We start from the raw sequence: 17,489 nt of genomic DNA, 5'->3' as shown, positions 1-17,489 counted from the left end.
CGATGGCCCTTCTTGAAATTGAAAACCTCACGGTTGAATTTGATACTGTCGACGGTCGCTTTCGTGCTCTGGATGGCGTGAGCTACTCCATCGATGCAGGAGAAGTGCTCGCGGTCGTTGGTGAAAGTGGTTCCGGTAAATCCGTTGCCATGCTGGCCGTGATGGGCCTGTTGGCGAACAACGGACATCTGTGGGCTGATAAGCTGGAGTTTGAAGGTTACGACCTTCTGAAGCTGACTACAAAGCAGCGACGCCAGATCATTGGCAAAGATATCTCCATGATCTTCCAGGAGCCAATCGCCAGCTTGAATCCATGCTTCACAGTGGGTGCTCAGATTGATGAAACACTCAAAGAGCACACCAGTATGGGGCGTGGTGAACGAAAAACACGTGCGATTGAATTGCTTGACTCTGTGGGTATGCCTGAATCCAAAAAGGCTTTGAAGAAATACCCGCACCAGATGTCAGGTGGTCAGTGTCAGCGCGTGATGATCGCCATGGCAATTGCCTGTAAGCCAAAACTGCTCATAGCGGACGAGCCGACCACAGCGTTGGATGTGACAATCCAGAAGCAGATTCTTGATCTCTTGCTTGATCTTCAGCACGAAAGTGGGATGGGGCTGATCATGATTACGCATGATATGGCAGTGGTTGCCGAAACCGCTGATCGCGTGATTGTTCAGTATAAAGGCAAAAAGATGGAGGAGGCAGACGTCCTCTCACTCTTTGAAAATCCTAAGAACCCATACACCAGGGCTCTCCTTTCAGCGCTTCCAGAAAACGCAACTGGTGATCGCCTGCCAACGGTCTCTGATTTTCACCTCGGTGATGGAGGAGCTGCATAATGGCTGATGATATCATTCTTGAAGCGCGTGACTTGGTCCGCGAATACCGCACAAAAGAAGGTCTCTTTGGTAAGGAGCATGTAAACCGTGCTCTGAAGGGCATTAGCTTTAAGTTGGAGCGCGGCAAAACGCTTGCTGTGGTTGGTGAGAGTGGATGCGGTAAATCTACATTGGCGCGGATACTAACCTTGATTGACCCAGCAACTTCTGGTGAGCTGCTGGTCGAAGGTAAATCCATAGATATCTCTAAGGAAAAGCTTTCCAAAGAGATGCGATCTAAGGTGCAGATCGTTTTCCAGAATCCGTACGGTTCTTTGAATCCTCGTCAACGCATTGGTGATGTGTTGATGGAGCCTTTGATGATCAACACGAACCTGACACCGGCAGAACGCCATGACAAGGCGACAGAAATGCTGATTAAGGTTGGCCTGGGCCCCGAACACTTCAACCGCTACCCACACATGTTCTCCGGCGGCCAGCGTCAACGTGTTGCAATTGGTCGTGCGCTTGTGCTCAATCCTTCCTTGCTTATTCTGGATGAACCCGTTTCAGCTTTGGATTTGTCTGTGCAAGCCCAGATCCTGAATTTGCTGGCTGACCTGCAAGACGAATTTAACCTGACCTACCTGTTCATTTCTCATGATCTGTCTGTGGTGCGCTACATCGCAGACAAGGTTATGGTGATGTATTTTGGTGAGGTTGTTGAATACGGCACGCGAGAAGAAGTGTTTGAAAATCCTCAACACGAGTACACTCGTACGCTTTTCAATGCGACACCTCAGGCGGACGTAGAACACATCCGCGCACGTCTTGCTGCATCACACTAAGCTGACCTAACAGGTTGGGAATCGAGAAGGGCAGTTCCGTATACGGAACTGCCCTTTGTCATTTTATTATTGTTTTTCCCCGTTTAGTGTAATGTTGAAACAATTTCTTTGAAAAATACGCAATTAAGAGGAGATTTTACCACGGATTGCGTATAAGGTGTTTGCGTTTACAGCTGTTGCATATGAAGTGTGCTGGGGAGGACACGAATGCAGCGGAGGGGAGCCTCATTATTGTGCCTTGTCCGCGCTGTTTCTTCCTCAAGACATTTTAAAAGTGCTTCTTCAGCAGGAGGAAGTATGCAGGCTTGAGGTGAGCCTGAAACGCAACGCGGTAATCTTGTTAGAAGAACTGCATCAAGCAGCTTCGATAAATGATAAAGGCCTTGGCTTTTACATTCACTTTAGGTGATTGGGGACACGAGAAATGAAAAAATCAATTCTTATGGGCAGTGTGTTTGCTGCGACATTGGCATTTGCTGCACCAGGCATGGCTAAAACGCTTGTATACTGTTCGGAAGGTTCTCCTGAGGGCTTTACACCAGCTCTCTATACTGCGGGTACAACATTTGACGCATCCTCCCGCCAGATCTTCAACAAGCTTGTTGAGTTTGGGCGCGGCACAACAGAAATCGTGCCTGCACTGGCTGAAAGCTGGGAAGTTTCTGAAGACGGTAAAGAATACACCTTTAAGCTCCGTAAGGGCGTAAAATTCCATACTACAAAAGACTTTGCACCGACACGCGATTTTAACGCTGATGACGTGATTTTCTCATTCGATCGTCAGGGCAACAAAGAAAACCCGTATTTTGAAGTCTCTGACGGGACATACGAATACTTCAACGCAATGTCTATGCCAGACCTCATCACAGAAATCGTGAAGGTTGACGATTACACTGTTAAGTTCGTGCTGGCTCGTCCTGAAGCTCCAATGATTGCAAACCTTGCAATGGACTTTGCTTCCATTCACTCTGCTGAATATGCAGATAAGATGATGGACAATAAAGATGCGTTCGATCAGAAACCTGTAGGTACTGGCCCGTTCCAGCTGGTTGCTTATCAAAAAGATGCAGTTATCCGCTATAAGGCAAACCCTGACTACTGGGCAGGTAAAGCGCCAATTGATAATCTTGTCTTCGCAATTACGCCTGACGCATCAGTTCGTTACCAGAAGTTGAAAGCTGGTGAGTGTCATGTGATGGCATACCCAAATCCGGCTGACCTCGAAGCAATGAATCGGGATCCTGAGATCAACCTGATGCAGAAGGAAGGCCTGAACGTTGGTTTCCTGGCATACAACACGCAGATGCCTCCGTTTGATAATCCAAAGGTTCGTAAAGCTCTGAACTCTGCGGTTAACAAGCAGGCAATCTTGGATGCCGTTTTCCAGGGTGCAGGTAAAGCAGCTTCTAACCCGATCCCACCAACAATCTGGTCTTACAACGCAGACATTCAGGATGATCCGTATGATCCAGTTGCTGCTAAAGCAGCATTGGCAGCTGAGGGTGTTACAGATCTGAAAATGAAGATCTGGGCGATGCCTGTACAGCGTCCATACAACCCAAATGCACGTCGTATGGCTGAAGTTATTCAGGGCGACTTTGCAAAAGCTGGTGTTGACGTTGAGATCGTAAGCTACGAGTGGGGTGAGTACCTGAAGCGTTCTTCTGACGTAGAGCGTGATGGTGCAGTGCTTCTTGGTTGGACTGGTGATAATGGTGACCCGGACAACTTCCTTGCAGTTCTGCTTGGCTGTGATGCTGTTGGCGGATCTAACCGCGCCCAGTGGTGTAACGCTGAATTTGAAGAGCTGATCCAGAAGGCGAAGGTGACTGCTGACGTTGCTGAGCGTACCAAGCTTTATGAGCAGGCACAGGTCGTCTTTAAGCGTGAAGCTCCATGGGCAACCATTGCTCACTCTGTTGTATCTGAGCCAATTTCAGTCAACGTAAAAGACTACAAGATTGACCCATTTGGCGGTCACATCTTCTATGGCGTTGATCTGAAGTAATTCAGGTTTACAAGCAAAATTGCGAAAAGCTCTGGCACCGTGCCAGAGCTTTTTGTGTTTGTATGGCGCTAAGTTAACACCGCATAGTTGCCTGCTCAGGTACCCGGCAGAGAGCGTGTGGTGGCTATGACGCGCTATGCCTTCAAAATATCAGTGATTAGTTTTGAGAATGGGATAGATTGCATTATGCCGCTTCAAGTAGCATTGAACACATAGACAGTATGGCGGCAGGGAGAGTGTGAGCTGATGGAAAATTACTTAAAAGAATTTCCGAATAAAGAAGGCTATTTCGGCGAATACGGTGGAGCCTTCCTTCCACCTGAGTTGGAGCCGCAGTTCGAAGAGATTACCAAAGCTTATGAAAAGATTTCGGGAGACGCCTCCTACATAAACGAGCTGCGGTACATCAGAAAGCACTTTCAAGGCCGCCCTACGCCTGTGTCTCATGCGCGTAACCTCTCCAAGCGGATTGGTTCGGGCGCAAATATCTACCTCAAGCGCGAGGACCTCAACCACTCCGGTGCCCATAAGCTCAACCATTGTATGGCGGAAGCGCTTTTGGCCAAGCATATGGGCAAGAAGAAGCTTATAGCTGAAACAGGTGCGGGCCAGCACGGTGTGGCGCTGGCAACAGCTGCGGCCTATTTCGAGCTGGAATGTGAGATCCATATGGGCGAGGTGGATATTGAGAAAGAGCACCCAAATGTGGTGCGCATGCAGCTTTTAGGCGCGAAACTTGTTCCGGTCGGGTTTGGTGGTCGGACCCTGAAGGAAGCAGTGGACTCTGCGTTCGCATCATATCTGGAGCAAGCTGATGAGGCTCTCTTTGCGATCGGCTCTGTGGTCGGTCCGCACCCATTCCCGAGAATGGTGCGAGACTTTCAGCAAGTTGTTGGCATTGAAGCGCGTGAGCAGTTCACAGAAATGACCGGAAACCTCCCAGACCATGCAGTGGCATGTGTTGGGGGTGGTTCCAATGCGATGGGCCTGTTCTCTGGGTTTATCCAAGACAAGTCTGTAAAGCTGCATGGTGTGGAACCGATGGGGAAGGGGCCGGAGTTAGGGCACCATGCGGCAACCATGACTTTCGGTAAGCCTGGTATGCTGCACGGGTTCAAGTGCCGTGTTCTGGAGGATGCAGAAGGCAACCCAGCCCCAGTGCACTCTATTGCTTCTGGTCTGGATTACCCTGGTGTCGGGCCGGAACATTCCTACCTTCACGATATCGGCAAAGTACACTATGGCTCGGCGACTGATGATGAAACCCTGCAAGCCTTCTGGGCGTTGTCCCGCTATGAGGGGATCATCCCAGCTTTGGAAAGCTCACATGCTGTTGCGTACGCAATGAAGCTCGCGAAAGAGTGTCCAGGTGAAACGATCCTGGTGAACTTGTCTGGCCGTGGTGATAAGGATTTGGATTACGTTGCCGATAATTTTGGAACTGGTGACGACCTAAAGATATAAAGCCATCAGAGAGGGAGCCTTGGCTCCCTTTCTCACAGCTTCTCGAGCAGGGCGCTCAGGTGTTTCTGTTTCTAATGGCAATATAAGAGGTGTAGGAGACGCCACCTGCTCCGGAAATAAATGCTGCTACGTCGCGAGCTGGGCCACCATAAATAACGGTTTGGAAGACGACGACGAAGAAAAACAGCATTACGGATGCAGCAAAGGTCTTGCCAATAAATAAGAATATCCGGTCCATTTGTGATCCCGATTTAAAACTCTACCCCAAGATTGAGCGCATATCTTTGCCGTATGCAGCCGTGCAGCTCACGCAGTTTCACTTTAAACCCTTAAGTTTTAAAGCATAGCCTACATAAAATGTAGATGGTCTGCTTTGAGGCATATGGGAAGTGGCGTGATAAGTACAAGAGAGGTTAGCGCAAAAATAAAAGCCTCAACGAAACTGTGAGACTTTAAGTCCTCCTAAGAGGAAATGGTGGGCGATGAGAGACTCGAACTCCCGACATCTTCGGTGTAAACGAAGCGCTCTACCAACTGAGCTAATCGCCCCCATGTAGTGGGACGCCGTCTGGCGTGAGGAGGTGTTTAGGCTCTTTGTTGGTTTCTCGCAAGCCCCCTCAAGAACTTTTCCCAAAAGAAATCAAAATATATGAGATATATCGGAATGGTAGTTGGTATCTCTCTGTCCATAAATCATATTTCACTTATTTATCATAGGGTTGAGGATGCTGATTTACTGCATATGGCCGGCTGCTCAAAGTGATGAGTTGCCGGGTCGAGACACGCCGAACAAAGTCCTGCCGCGCAATATAAAGGCGATAAGCGGTATACAACGCAAGTGAGCCACTTAGCCCGATCAACAGCAATGTAGGTGTCAGGGGTCCTAGTACGGGCGAAAGCACGCCGATGAGGGTTGGGCCTGAAACGCTACCTGCAGCCCAGATAAAAAGAAGGTAGGTGGACAGTGCGACGCTGCTTTCTGGCTTTCGCTCAAATGCGTGCGCAACACAAATGGACTGGAGCGGGAACGAAAGGCCCCCCAAAATCACAAGTAGAAGCCCCATCAAGCTGAGCAGCTGATAGTTAAGTAAGAAGCCAGAGTTCCAGCCATGAAAAGGATCAGCGATCAGAACGATAAGGATGATGGCGGTGATCAGCGATGAAGAACCAAGTATCAACCACCGCCTGTCCATGCGGTCGGCCAGTGAGCCGAAGGGCCACTGAAACAACAAGCGCCCCACATATAGCATTGCAATCATGAGCGCGGTCGTGCTGCCACCAACGCCAGCCTTCGAAAGAGAGAAAGGCACAATCGTCAACAGGCTCGTGACAATTGCTCCAGAGCAGAATGCACCAAGCACAGCAACAGATGACTGAGCCCAGATTTCCTTAAATTTGATCCTTTTGGTCTTGTAGGTGCGTGGAGGAACAGACCGTGTCATGCAAAGCAGTACAACTGCAACCAGCAAAAAGGCGCTCAACAGCTCAAGCATTTCAATTCGGGTTTCTGCGAAGTGTGCGACAAAAATTTGTGAAACAATGGCCATTGCGCCGATGGCAATTGAATTCACAGAAAGGACGCGTCCGCGTACTTCATCGCTCACAGTTTCATTGAGCCATGCATCTGCTGTTGCAAAAAGAACAGCAAACGCTGCTCCCATAAAGAACCGTAGAGCAGTCCATAAAAAGATGCTGTCTGTATTCTTGAACATAAGGATCAGGAGTGCCGTAAGGCCTGCAGCCCCAGCAAAGGCCCTAATGTGCCCGATGCGGTTGATCATAGAAACGCCGCGCATACAACCAGCCAGGAAGCCTAAAGAGTATGCGGCAGCAACAAGGCCAGCGTCCGTGGTCGAGCCGCCGATATTTGCGATTTTAAGCGGCAGGCTGGTCAATAAAGCTGAGCTCGCCAGTTGCGCGATTGCACTGGCCATAATGATCGCAAGCAGTGAGATGAGTGAAGCTTTAACCATGCGGCAATAAACCAGAGCGCGAGACGCCATGGTGTCCCTGTTAGACATTCAAAGTTGGGAAAAAAGAACTTTCCGACACCTGAATTAGTCGCAGGGGAATGTGACTGCATTGAGCGAAAAAACGATCTAAGCAGTGATTTTCTAGTGTGGTTTGTGTGGGCGAATTTAGTCGAATTTGCGGCTGATGACACAACTGCCGCCCACTGCGCAAACAGGGGCGGCAGAATATATTTTATATATATCGGTAGGTTAGGACTTGCTGCTTTCTTCGCTTAGCTCTTTGACTGCTGCTTCAAGCTGGTTGAAGTGAGAAATCACAACGTCAGGTCCCAATTCGCGTACAGGAATATCGGTGTAACCAAAGTCAACTGCAATAACTGGAAGGCCTGCGTTACGCGCAGCGGCGATGTCGGCCTTGGAGTCACCTACAAAAATAGAACCGGCACGCGAGCCACCCGCAATGTCGATTGCTCCAAAGACAGGCATCGCATCTGGTTTATTCTTGGAGAAGGTATCACCACCTACCACAGCATCAAACAAGTGTTCCATATTCTTGGCGCGAACGAGTGGTTTGGCCAGCTTTTCCAATTTGTTTGTGCAAATAGCAGTTTTCCATCCTGCTTCTCTCAAATTCGCTACTGTTTCCAGTGCTTGAGGGAAGGCGTAGGTATGGTCTGCAATATGTGTCTCGTAATGGCGAATAAACTTGGTTAGTAGGGGTTCAAGAACTTCTTCTGTCACCTCAACTTTGTTCGCCTCCAGCCCACGGCTCATCAGCACTTTCACGCCAGCGCCTACCATTTTTCTTACCCGTTCAGGCTCAATGGCTTCAAAGCCGGCTTCTACCAAGACATGATTCATCGACGCGGTGAGGTCTCCCATGGTCTCCAAGAGAGTACCGTCTAGGTCGAAAACCAGAACTGGTGTTGTCATACTAAAGCTCGTTTCTGTTGAGAAAATCCGCGATACACTACCTAAATTCACCGCGAAGTCAATTTAGGAGGAAAACCTGATGGGTGTTAGTTGGATTGCTGCTTGGCGGCTCACACTCCTCATGGTAATCAGCGGGAGTTATATCAGAGTAGACCCAAGCTGCATCGCTAGGCAAAATTGTACTTAAAAGTGAATGTTTTCTTAGAAGCTTCGGGTCCGGGGAAGAGAAATTAGTCAGATGGCAATGAGTTTGAAGGCACAAGCCGCAGCTGCAGCACTCAAAGAAGTGAAACCTGGTATGAAGCTGGGGATAGGTTCTGGGTCAACCGTAAACGAACTGATCCGCCTTCTAGCAAAGATGGTTGATGACGGTTTTGAAATTATCGGTGTTCCAGCCTCATCTTATTCTGAGGCGCTTTGCAAGGAACTGGGTGTGCCATTGACCACACTGGATGAAGCGCCGGTTCTTGATCTTGTTATTGATGGTGCAGACGAGGTTGATCCGCAGCTTAATCTCATCAAAGGTGGCGGTGCTGCGCTCCTACGCGAGAAAATCATTGCGGCGGCTTCTGCTCGTATGCTCGTAATTGCAGACGAGAGTAAAGTTGTTGATACCCTCGGAAACTACCCACTTCCCGTGGAGGTTGTGCCATTCGGGCTTGAGGCCACCAGGCAGATGATGCAAAACAGCTTTGACGCTGAAGGGTTGCAAGGCGAAATGATCCTGCGCATGCTAGGGGAAGAACCACTTGTAACCGATAACGGCAACTACATTTTTGATTGCCATTTGAAGGTGATCCGCGACCCGAAGTCCTTGGCAAAACGCCTGGAGGTTATTCCAGGCGTTGTTGAGCACGGGTTGTTTATTGATATGGCAGTACGAGCTTATGTTGCTGGTACTGATGAAATTCGTGTCTTGGAACCTTAAGCTGCCCTGGGTTTTTTCAGATCAGCTAATTAATATATAGGGGAGCCATTTATGCTCGCTAAGTTCAAATCTGCAGCAATTGCAGGGGTCGCATCACTGGTTGTTGCTGGTGTACTGGTTTCCAGCCCTGTCATGGCTCAGGACAACACCATGTCTGCAAGCCATATCGAAGCTGCTAAAGCTGCGGTTCGGGCAACTAAGTCCATCGAGAATTTTGATAATATTCTCCCAGATGTTGCAGAGCGTACTCGTACACTCTTCATTCGCTCAAACCCGGCAATGAGCGCAGAAATCGACATTGCTGTAAATGAAGCTGCTGTGGAGCTTATTCCGCGACGTCAGGAGCTGGATCGAGTGATTTACGAAGTATGGGCGCGTCGATTCTCTGAAGAGCAGCTCAACGAGATTGCAACGTTCTACAATTCCGATACGGGTAAGCGTCTGGCAAACCTGTCAGGTACATTGTCTGCACTGACCATCGGTGCGGCGAAGCAGTGGAGCGATGCAATCAGCACCGACTTGGTTGCAATTGCACGTAAGAAGCTTGCTGCAATGGCAGTTCAGTAAGCGATCACGAAATCGCGAACCAAAATGAACAGCTTATCAGATACGCCCCTTGAAATTTTGGCGTATCTGGCCCAAATCAGAGCCAACGTTTTATTAAGACAAAACCTTAGAGCGTATTGAAACGTCGTTGCATAAGGTTTTATTGCAAACGAAAGTGGGCTGTGATGACTAATTTCGACTACGATCTCTTTGTTATTGGGGCTGGGTCTGGAGGCGTGCGCGCCGCACGTATTGCTGCAACCCATGGCGCAAGAGTTGGTATTGCGGAAGAATTTCGTTATGGCGGAACATGCGTCATTAGGGGCTGTGTTCCCAAAAAGCTCTTTGTTTATGCTTCCAAATTCACCGAGGATTTTGCAAATGCCGATGGATATGGCTGGAGCTTGAATGGCACGCCTACCTTCGACTTTGAAAAGCTTATTGAGAACAAAGATAAAGAGATCACACGTCTGGAAGGTATCTATCGCCGCAATCTGGATAACACTGGAGTGGAGTTGCACGACAGCCGGGCGGTGATTGAAGGCCCGAATACTGTCCGGCTGCTGTCTACAAATCAGGTGATTACAGCTGAACGTATCTTGGTTGCCGTGGGCGCGACGCCAAATGTCGATTCAGGTCTGATTGGCTGCGAGCATGCGATCACGTCTAACGAAGCCTTCCATCTCTCCACGTTTCCAAACCGCACGATAGTTGTTGGTGGCGGGTACATTGCTGTTGAGTTTGCAGGCATCTTCAACGGTTTGGGCTCTGATACCACGCTCATTTACCGTGGCGAAGAAATCTTGCGTGGTTTTGACATGGATCTGCGCATCGGTTTGCACGAGCAGATGGAAGAAAAAGGCATCACCGTTAAAACCAAAACCACTCTTGCTTCCATTGTAAAACATGATGGTGGACTGACTGTTACCACTCACGATGGTGAGGTTATGGAGGCAGATCAGGTGCTATATGCCATTGGCAGACGTCCGAATACGGCTGGCCTTGGTTTGGAAGAGGCGGGTGTTGAACTGGATAAAGCTGGAGCGGTGGCTGTTTCTCCGCAAAGCCAGAGTTCAGTAGAAAGTATTTATGCGGTTGGTGATGTAACCAATCGCGCCAACTTGACGCCAGTTGCAATTCGTGAAGGCCACGCCTTCGCTGATAGCGTTTACGGCGATAAGACATGGCATGTGGATCACACTATGATCCCAACCGCGGTATTTTCCCAGCCAGAGATCGGAACTGCGGGGCTGACGCAGGAAGAAGCTGAAGCGCGCTTTGATAATATTGACGTTTACAGCTCGTCATTCCGGCCAATGAAGAACACGCTTTCCGGAAAGCCGGGCAAGATGCTTCTTAAAATGTTGGTTGATGCGGACACAGACAAGATCCTTGGTATCCACATCATGGGCCCTGATTCCGGTGAGTTGATCCAAATGATTGGTGTCACGCTAACGATGGGCGCAAAAAAGTCAGATTATGATCGTACAATTGCTGTTCACCCAACTGCAGCTGAAGAACTGGTGACGATGCGCGAACCATCCCAACGCATTCGCAAGAATTAAAACTCTTAACTGCGCGAAAATGGATCGCCGGCGTCTGCTGGCTGTTCTCACTAGCTGTTTTCAAGATTTGGGCAATTTTGAAGTTTGATAGGAATACCTGTGACTGATCTCGTTAAGGACCAGATTTGCTATTTTGGCTATGGTTCGCTCGTAAATGAAGAAACATTGCCTGCAGGTACCAAGGTTGTTGCCGGGGAACTGAGCGGGTGGAAGCGGGAATGGCGTGGTTGCTCCAAGGGCAAAGACGGCAGTGGTCGTATGTCTGGTCTCGGAGTGTGCGCGCTTGGTGTGCGCAGGGAAGAGGGCTCTGTCATACACGGTGCAATGGTTCTGGATAGCAAGGTCAATCTACCGGCATTGGATCAGCGAGAATGGCATTATGACCGCAAGTCTTTAGATGAGGGCAGTTTTACACCTCACTGTGGAAGGCAGATGCCGTCTGACACTTTCCTTTATCAAGTGCAGCAGCAGTTTGCACATTGGGGGTGTGAAGAGCACCCGATCCTGCAAAGCTACATCGATTGTGTGATGGCTGGGTTCCACCGTTTGTGGGGACAAGAAGGGATGGAGCACTTTGTTGAGACGACCGATGGTTGGGGGCGAGTTCCAATCGTGAATGATCGGGCAGACCCGTATTATCCACGGGCAATTACTTTGTCCAACGGGCTCGCCGCAGAAATTGACGACCTGCTTAAATCTGTGAATGCTCAATATTTAAAACGCTCAAACTGGGTTTGAGTGTCCGCAGTCTGAGTGCTCAAAGCATCTTTGCACAAGTGTTCCTCTGCGATCCAATGGGTTTCATTGAAACAAAGAGCTTTAATATTGCTTTGTATTGGCACATGGTGTCTTAAACGGTGGGTGCTTTGATGGATTCTCGATGGTAAGATCTTTTTTGAGGTATCCTCAATCTACAGCGATAAAACAACGTATACGTACCCCTAGTCATGCAAACGGGCTGCGTGTATAAGCCTTTCTGGGCTTTTGTCACAAGATGAGAACAGCTCAGAGAATTAAGGTTGCCAAAGACAAGCGCATTGGGCGCGCTGGCAGCATTCCGTATTGATGGAGTTTTAAAATGGCGGAGAAATGGACACCGGATTCCTGGCGATCAAAACCGATCGTGCAGGTACCGGACTATCCAGATAAGGAAGCAGTGGCAGACGTTGAAAGTCGCCTAGCAACTTATCCGCCGCTCGTGTTTGCAGGTGAGGCGCGCAAGTTGAAAGCGCAGCTCGCTGATGTTGCCGAGGGGCGTGGATTCCTCTTGCAAGGTGGTGATTGTGCGGAAAGCTTTGCAGAGCATCACGCTGATCACATTCGCGACTTTTTTAGAGCATTCCTGCAAATGGCCGTGGCGCTCACCTATGGTGCGCAGCAACCAGTTGTAAAAGTGGGCCGTATTGCAGGTCAGTTCGCAAAGCCGCGTTCTTCTAATATTGAGAAGAAGGGCGATATTGAGCTGCCAAGCTACCGTGGCGACATCATCAACGGTATCGAGTTCAACGAAGAGTCTCGCATTCCCGATCCAGAGCGTCAGGTGAAAGCCTACCGTCAGTCCGCTGCGACGTTGAACCTGATCCGCGCGTTTGCTCAAGGTGGCTTTGCCAACTTGGATCACGTGCACCAGTGGATGCTCGGCTTCGTAAAAGACAGCCCGCAGGCACATCGCTATCAGGAAATGGCAGATCGCATTTCTGATGCGTTGTCCTTCATGCGCGCTTGCGGTATCGATCCTGACAATACGCCACAGCTGCGTTCCACCGATTTCTTCACCAGCCACGAAGCACTGCTTCTGGGCTACGAAGAAGCGCTGACACGTATCGATTCCACCACTGGCGAATGTTACGCAACATCCGGCCATATGCTTTGGATTGGTGATCGTACACGTCAGCTCGAAAATGCTCACATTGAATTCTTCCGTGGAATCAAGAATCCGATTGGCCTTAAGTGCGGTCCGTCTCTTGATCCAGAAGAGTTGATCAAGCTGATTGATGTCCTGAACCCAGAGAACGAAGCAGGTCGTCTGACACTGATCACCCGCTTCGGTCATGACAAGGTGTTCGAACATCTTCCAGCAATGGTGCGTGCGGTTGAGCGTGAAGGTAAAAAAGTTGTTTGGTCTTGTGACCCAATGCACGGCAACACCATCACCGCAAACGGCTACAAAACACGTCCGTTCGAACGCATTTTGCATGAGGTAGAATCCTTCTTTGCGGTACACCGTGCTGAAGGAACCCATGCAGGTGGCGTGCACATCGAAATGACTGGTCGTAATGTAACTGAGTGTACAGGCGGTGCGCGGGCATTGTCTGCTGAACAGCTTGGCGATCGTTACCACACACATTGTGATCCGCGTTTGAATGCGGACCAGGCTCTGGAGCTTGCGTTTACAATTGCCGAAAATCTCAGAAAAGAATCTGATACTCGTGTCGCTGTAAACACTTAAGTCTACCTAGAGTATACAATTGAAGACTAGGGGTTGCACATTGTGCAGCCCCTGTTTTTTTGATAAATACGCCTGAGTTAGACACAGCCAAATTGAAGGCGCGTGTCTGCTGCCCTTGCTTTATCATTTGTTGTTTGTAGCTCTTCGCCTGCAGGGAGACTTTGGTGCTTCAAAGCGATTCATTGTTGTCCGGCTATTCGGTACTCATCGTGGACGACAACAACTATATGCGCTCCATCTTAAGAACGATGGTGTCAGGGTTCGGCGTGCGCTCCATATATGAAGCTGCAGATGGTGCCGATGCAATCGCCATTCTTTTGGATCGCAGACCAGATATCGTCCTTTGTGATTGGATTATGCATCCAATTGATGGAAATGACTTTCTGCGTATTCTCAGGCGCGATGAGGATTCTGAAGTTGCCAAAACGCCCGTGGTCGTTATCACAGCAGATTCTCGGCGGTCCGTTGTGCTCGCTGCGCGCAACGCTGGTGTGAACTATTTTCTTGCCAAACCAGTTGCTCCTGCAGTTCTTTATGATCGCTTGCGGGCCATCGTCATGCAGGGTGATGAGCCAATTCAGGCCAGAGATATGGCTCAATTGCCCATGGGGACACGGTTGCAGCAACATTTGGATGTTATGGCAAAAGCGAAAGATTCTGGAAAAGTCAGGAAAAAAAATACTGATTGAATGTGGCCCTGTGAATCCTCTTCCGCAATCGTCATCTATGTGACGGATCGACTTTTCTCCCGGCAAAAAAAGCTGTACATCGTTGGTTGAGTTCTTGAAACTCATAATGAACAGGGCCAGCCCTTCCACCCATTGAAACCATTGAAGTTTATATGATGATCAAAGACCAGTTTCGCTTGGCCGTTGTACAGGCCAACCCTTGCCTTGGTGATGTGTCCGGTAATGCTGAAAAAGTACGCCATCATAGAAAGCTGGCTGCCGAGGAAGGCGCCGATCTAGTCTTGTTCACGGAACTTTTTCTGTCCGGGTATGCTCCAGAGGACCTGGTTCTTAAACCATCCTTTGTTGCAGCATGTAAGCGCGAGTTGGAAAGTTTAGCGCAAGAAACTGCTGACGGTGGCCCTGCGTTACTTGTCGGCCTACCGTGGGCTGAAGGCGGTAAGTTATACAATGCAGTTGCGCTTCTGGACAGTGGTCGCATAGAAGGCCTGCGTTATAAGGTAGACCTGCCAAACTATAGCGTCTTTGATGAAAAGCGGGTGTTTAATTCAGGGCCAAATCCGGGACCAATGAATTTCCGCGGTGTGCGGATTGGCGTCCCAATTTGCGAAGACACCTGGACTGATGAAGTTTGTGAGTGTCTTGCTGAAACTGGTGCCGAGATTCTGCTTGTACCCAATGGCTCTCCTTATAACCGCGGCAAAACCGAGGAGCGCATGCAAATCATGCTTTCTCGGATTGTCGAAACAGGATTGCCTCTTGTCTACTGCAATCAAACGGGTGGTCAGGATGAGGTCGTATATGATGGCGCATCGTTCGCGCTTAATCATGATCACTCGCTCGTTATGCAGCTGAGTCAGTTTCAAGAGGATATCGGCTATCTTGACTGGCAAAAAAATGCTGATCAGAACTGGGTCGCTCAGAAATCTAGGATTATGCCGTTACCGCAAACGCAAGAGGCAGACTGGCTCGCTTGCGTGCTTGGCCTTAAAGACTACGTAAATAAGAACGGCTTTCCAGGCGTCGTGCTTGGGCTTTCAGGAGGAATCGACAGCGCGATTTGTGCTGCTATTGCAGTCGATGCACTTGGTGCAGACCGTGTGCACTGCATTATGCTGCCATATCGCTATACCTCTGAAGCGAGTATCGCAGATGCAAAAGCGTGTGCTGATGCTCTTGGTGTGAAATACGATACCATTCCGATAGCAGAACCTGTTGAGGGCTTCCAGAAGACACTGGCAGATGTATTTGCGGGCACCAAAAGCGGCGTCACTGAAGAGAACCTGCAATCTCGTTCGCGAGGCGTCATTTTAATGGCTGTGTCCAATAAGTTTGGTGCAATGGTGGTAACCACCGGCAATAAATCAGAAATGTCAGTAGGATACGCCACCCTTTATGGGGATATGAATGGTGGTTTTAATCCGATCAAAGATCTATACAAAACTGAGGTCTACCGGTTATCGGATTGGCGTAATAAGCACCATCCATTTGGTGTATTAGGCCCTTCTGGTGAGGTGATTCCGAACAATATCATTGTGAAGGCACCAACAGCTGAACTGCGCGAAAATCAAACAGATCAGGATAGCCTGCCGGAATATGATGTACTGGATGATATCCTGCATTGCCTCGTCGAAGAAGAGATGAGCCTTGACGAAATCGAGAAGCGAGGCCATTCTGCAGAAACCATCCATAGAATCGAACACCTTCTTTACATTGCTGAGTACAAACGCCGACAGGCAGCGCCTGGCGTTAAGATTACACTCAAGAACTTTGGGCGTGATCGACGCTATCCAATTACCAACCGTTTCAGAGATCGAAGCTAGAAATGTATGCAGCCTAATAACTTAGTTTTAGGCCAAGTAGATTTCGGTTTGGATTTGATCTCTCTTGTGGGGGATTCAGGAGATATGACCTGAATCTCTTTCTACGATATTCAGGTTAAGTCCATGACTTTATTTTCTTTTCTTCAGAAGAACCTGCGTTGGGTCGCAGGTGGATTTCTGCTGGGCTTTGGTGCCAGCTTCGGCCAGACGTTCTTCATCGCCCAGTTTTCCGCCGATATTCGTGCGACATATAACCTGTCTCACGGAGATTTCGGTTCAATCTATATGCTGGCCACATTAGCGAGCGCTGCAACCATTATCTATCTGGGGAAGGTTGTCGACTACTATCGGCCCGTTGTGGTCGGTTGTACCGCGATTGTCATTCTAGCTGGATTCAGTTTCTTAATGAGCTGGCACAACTCTCTAATAGTACTCGGGTTTTGTCTTTATGGATTGCGGTTATTTGGACAAGGTATGCTCCCCCATACATCGCTCACAGCCATGTCGCGGTGGTTTCATAGTTCCAGAGGCAAGGCGCTCAGTTTGGCTTCCTTTGGTAATATGGCCGGTGAGGCACTGTTACCCTTAGCAGCTGTCTCTCTCATGGCCATTTTTTCGTGGAGAGATTTGTGGCTCGTGTCAGCTGGTATCTTGCTCGCTATCATGTTGCCTCTGGCCTATTTGACACTGAGAAAGGACCGCACGCCGGAAAATCCGTTGACCTCGCCAACGTCCACTCGCCCGGCTGTAAGCTGGACGAGAAAGCAAGTGATGGCGGACTGGCGCTTCTGGGTGGTTATGGCTGCAGTGCTTGCAGTACCATTTCTGGTAACCGGCATGATGTTTCATCAGGTGCATTTCATGGAAGCAAAGGGTTGGGGCAGGGCAGTTTTACCCTCATATTTACCGTTATATGCAGCCGCTGGAGCTGTCTTTTCGATACTTGCAGGCATGTTGATTGACCGGTTTTCTGCCGTCGCTCTTCTTCCATTTTCGGTAGTTCCGCTCGGCATCAGTGTTCTTGTCTTTGCATTTGCCGATGAGGTCTATTTCGTTCCCGTAGGGCTATCTATTCTGGCCATCACTGTAGGCTCATGGGGCGCGATTGCATCGGCGGTCTTGGCAGAATTGTATGGAACAGCACATTTGGGAGCAATCCGTTCAATATACTCCGCGCTGATGGTGTTTGCCTCAGCGCTCGCACCCGGCCTTATGGGCGTTTTAGTGGATTATGGCGTAGAGCTGGACACACAATTCGCAGTCTCAAGCCTTTATTGTTTTGGGTTGGGAGTGATACTGCTGGCCGTTAAACCACATTTACAACTCACCCGCTTACCGGCCTGAAACCCGCAAAAGCAGACAATTCAGCCAAATAGAAAAGATAATCCGTAGGTACTGGACAATGTCTGGTTGACCCACCCCCGCCAACACGATACCCG

General features: G+C 49.3%; 15 protein-coding genes and 1 tRNA gene. 12 read left to right on the top strand and 4 right to left on the bottom strand.

Annotation, left to right across the window (positions count from 1 at the left end):
- Positions 1 to 2 precede the first annotated feature (2 nt).
- From BMZ51_RS01285 to trpB, 4 genes are all read left to right on the top strand, one after another.
- Entirely contained in the window at positions 3 to 845 is an 843-nt protein-coding gene (locus tag BMZ51_RS01285) for an ABC transporter ATP-binding protein (protein ID WP_068007124.1), read from the top strand.
- Entirely contained in the window at positions 845 to 1,672 is an 828-nt protein-coding gene (locus BMZ51_RS01280; RefSeq protein WP_068007126.1) for a dipeptide ABC transporter ATP-binding protein, read from the top strand. Before BMZ51_RS01285 ends, BMZ51_RS01280 begins: the two co-directional genes overlap by 1 nt.
- Positions 1,673 to 2,096: 424 nt before the next feature.
- Positions 2,097 to 3,680, top strand: a complete 1,584-nt coding sequence (locus BMZ51_RS01275) for an ABC transporter substrate-binding protein (RefSeq protein WP_068007129.1) — start codon at positions 2,097 to 2,099, stop codon at positions 3,678 to 3,680.
- A gap of 246 nt (positions 3,681 to 3,926) precedes the next feature.
- Positions 3,927 to 5,144, top strand: a complete 1,218-nt coding sequence (trpB, locus tag BMZ51_RS01270) for a tryptophan synthase subunit beta (RefSeq protein WP_068007132.1) — start codon at positions 3,927 to 3,929, stop codon at positions 5,142 to 5,144.
- Positions 5,145 to 5,199: 55 nt separating this feature from the next.
- On the opposite strand, the gene BMZ51_RS01265 is transcribed toward trpB, so the two are convergent.
- The 4 genes from BMZ51_RS01265 to BMZ51_RS01250 form a co-directional block, all read right to left on the bottom strand.
- On the bottom strand, positions 5,200 to 5,382 hold the full coding sequence (locus tag BMZ51_RS01265) for a hypothetical protein (protein ID WP_068007135.1): 183 nt from the start codon (positions 5,380 to 5,382) through the stop codon (positions 5,200 to 5,202).
- A gap of 235 nt (positions 5,383 to 5,617) precedes the next feature.
- Positions 5,618 to 5,693: transfer RNA gene (locus BMZ51_RS01260), tRNA-Val, on the bottom strand.
- A gap of 155 nt (positions 5,694 to 5,848) precedes the next feature.
- Positions 5,849 to 7,147: an MFS transporter gene (locus tag BMZ51_RS01255; RefSeq protein WP_208979210.1), complete on the bottom strand. Its 1,299-nt coding sequence runs from the start codon at positions 7,145 to 7,147 to the stop codon at positions 5,849 to 5,851.
- 219 nt (positions 7,148 to 7,366) lie between these two features.
- Positions 7,367 to 8,050 (bottom strand): HAD family hydrolase, encoded by a 684-nt coding sequence (locus tag BMZ51_RS01250; RefSeq protein WP_074881677.1) that lies wholly within the window; start codon positions 8,048 to 8,050, stop codon positions 7,367 to 7,369.
- A gap of 238 nt (positions 8,051 to 8,288) precedes the next feature.
- Here BMZ51_RS01250 and rpiA point away from each other — a divergent pair, with 238 nt between their 5' ends.
- From rpiA to BMZ51_RS01210, 8 genes are all read left to right on the top strand, one after another.
- Complete coding sequence (gene rpiA, locus BMZ51_RS01245; protein WP_068007137.1) at positions 8,289 to 8,978, top strand: ribose-5-phosphate isomerase RpiA; 690 nt, start codon at positions 8,289 to 8,291, stop codon at positions 8,976 to 8,978.
- Positions 8,979 to 9,029: 51 nt separating this feature from the next.
- Complete coding sequence (locus BMZ51_RS01240) at positions 9,030 to 9,545, top strand: DUF2059 domain-containing protein (RefSeq protein WP_068007139.1); 516 nt, start codon at positions 9,030 to 9,032, stop codon at positions 9,543 to 9,545.
- A 164-nt stretch (positions 9,546 to 9,709) separates the two neighbouring features.
- The gene (gor, locus tag BMZ51_RS01235) at positions 9,710 to 11,089 is read left to right on the top strand and encodes a glutathione-disulfide reductase (RefSeq protein ID WP_068007142.1); all 1,380 of its coding nucleotides are present in this window, start codon (positions 9,710 to 9,712) and stop codon (positions 11,087 to 11,089) included.
- A gap of 99 nt (positions 11,090 to 11,188) precedes the next feature.
- On the top strand, positions 11,189 to 11,827 hold the full coding sequence (locus BMZ51_RS01230; protein ID WP_068007145.1) for a gamma-glutamylcyclotransferase family protein: 639 nt from the start codon (positions 11,189 to 11,191) through the stop codon (positions 11,825 to 11,827).
- 340 nt (positions 11,828 to 12,167) lie between these two features.
- Positions 12,168 to 13,538, top strand: a complete 1,371-nt coding sequence (locus tag BMZ51_RS01225) for a class II 3-deoxy-7-phosphoheptulonate synthase (RefSeq protein ID WP_068007148.1) — start codon at positions 12,168 to 12,170, stop codon at positions 13,536 to 13,538.
- A gap of 164 nt (positions 13,539 to 13,702) precedes the next feature.
- A complete protein-coding gene (locus BMZ51_RS01220) occupies positions 13,703 to 14,227 on the top strand; it encodes a response regulator (RefSeq protein WP_208979209.1) in 525 nt (174 codons plus the stop codon).
- A 155-nt stretch (positions 14,228 to 14,382) separates the two neighbouring features.
- Entirely contained in the window at positions 14,383 to 16,050 is a 1,668-nt protein-coding gene (locus BMZ51_RS01215; protein WP_139201338.1) for an NAD+ synthase, read from the top strand.
- Between the two features lie 123 nt (positions 16,051 to 16,173).
- Entirely contained in the window at positions 16,174 to 17,394 is a 1,221-nt protein-coding gene (locus BMZ51_RS01210; protein WP_068007154.1) for an MFS transporter, read from the top strand.
- Positions 17,395 to 17,489 lie beyond the last annotated feature (95 nt).

Source organism: Pseudovibrio axinellae (assembly GCF_900110875.1).
Taxonomy (GTDB): Bacteria; Pseudomonadota; Alphaproteobacteria; order Rhizobiales; family Stappiaceae; genus Pseudovibrio; species Pseudovibrio axinellae.
Note: the sequence above shows the minus strand (reverse complement) of the source record. Positions and strands in the feature narration are given on the sequence as shown.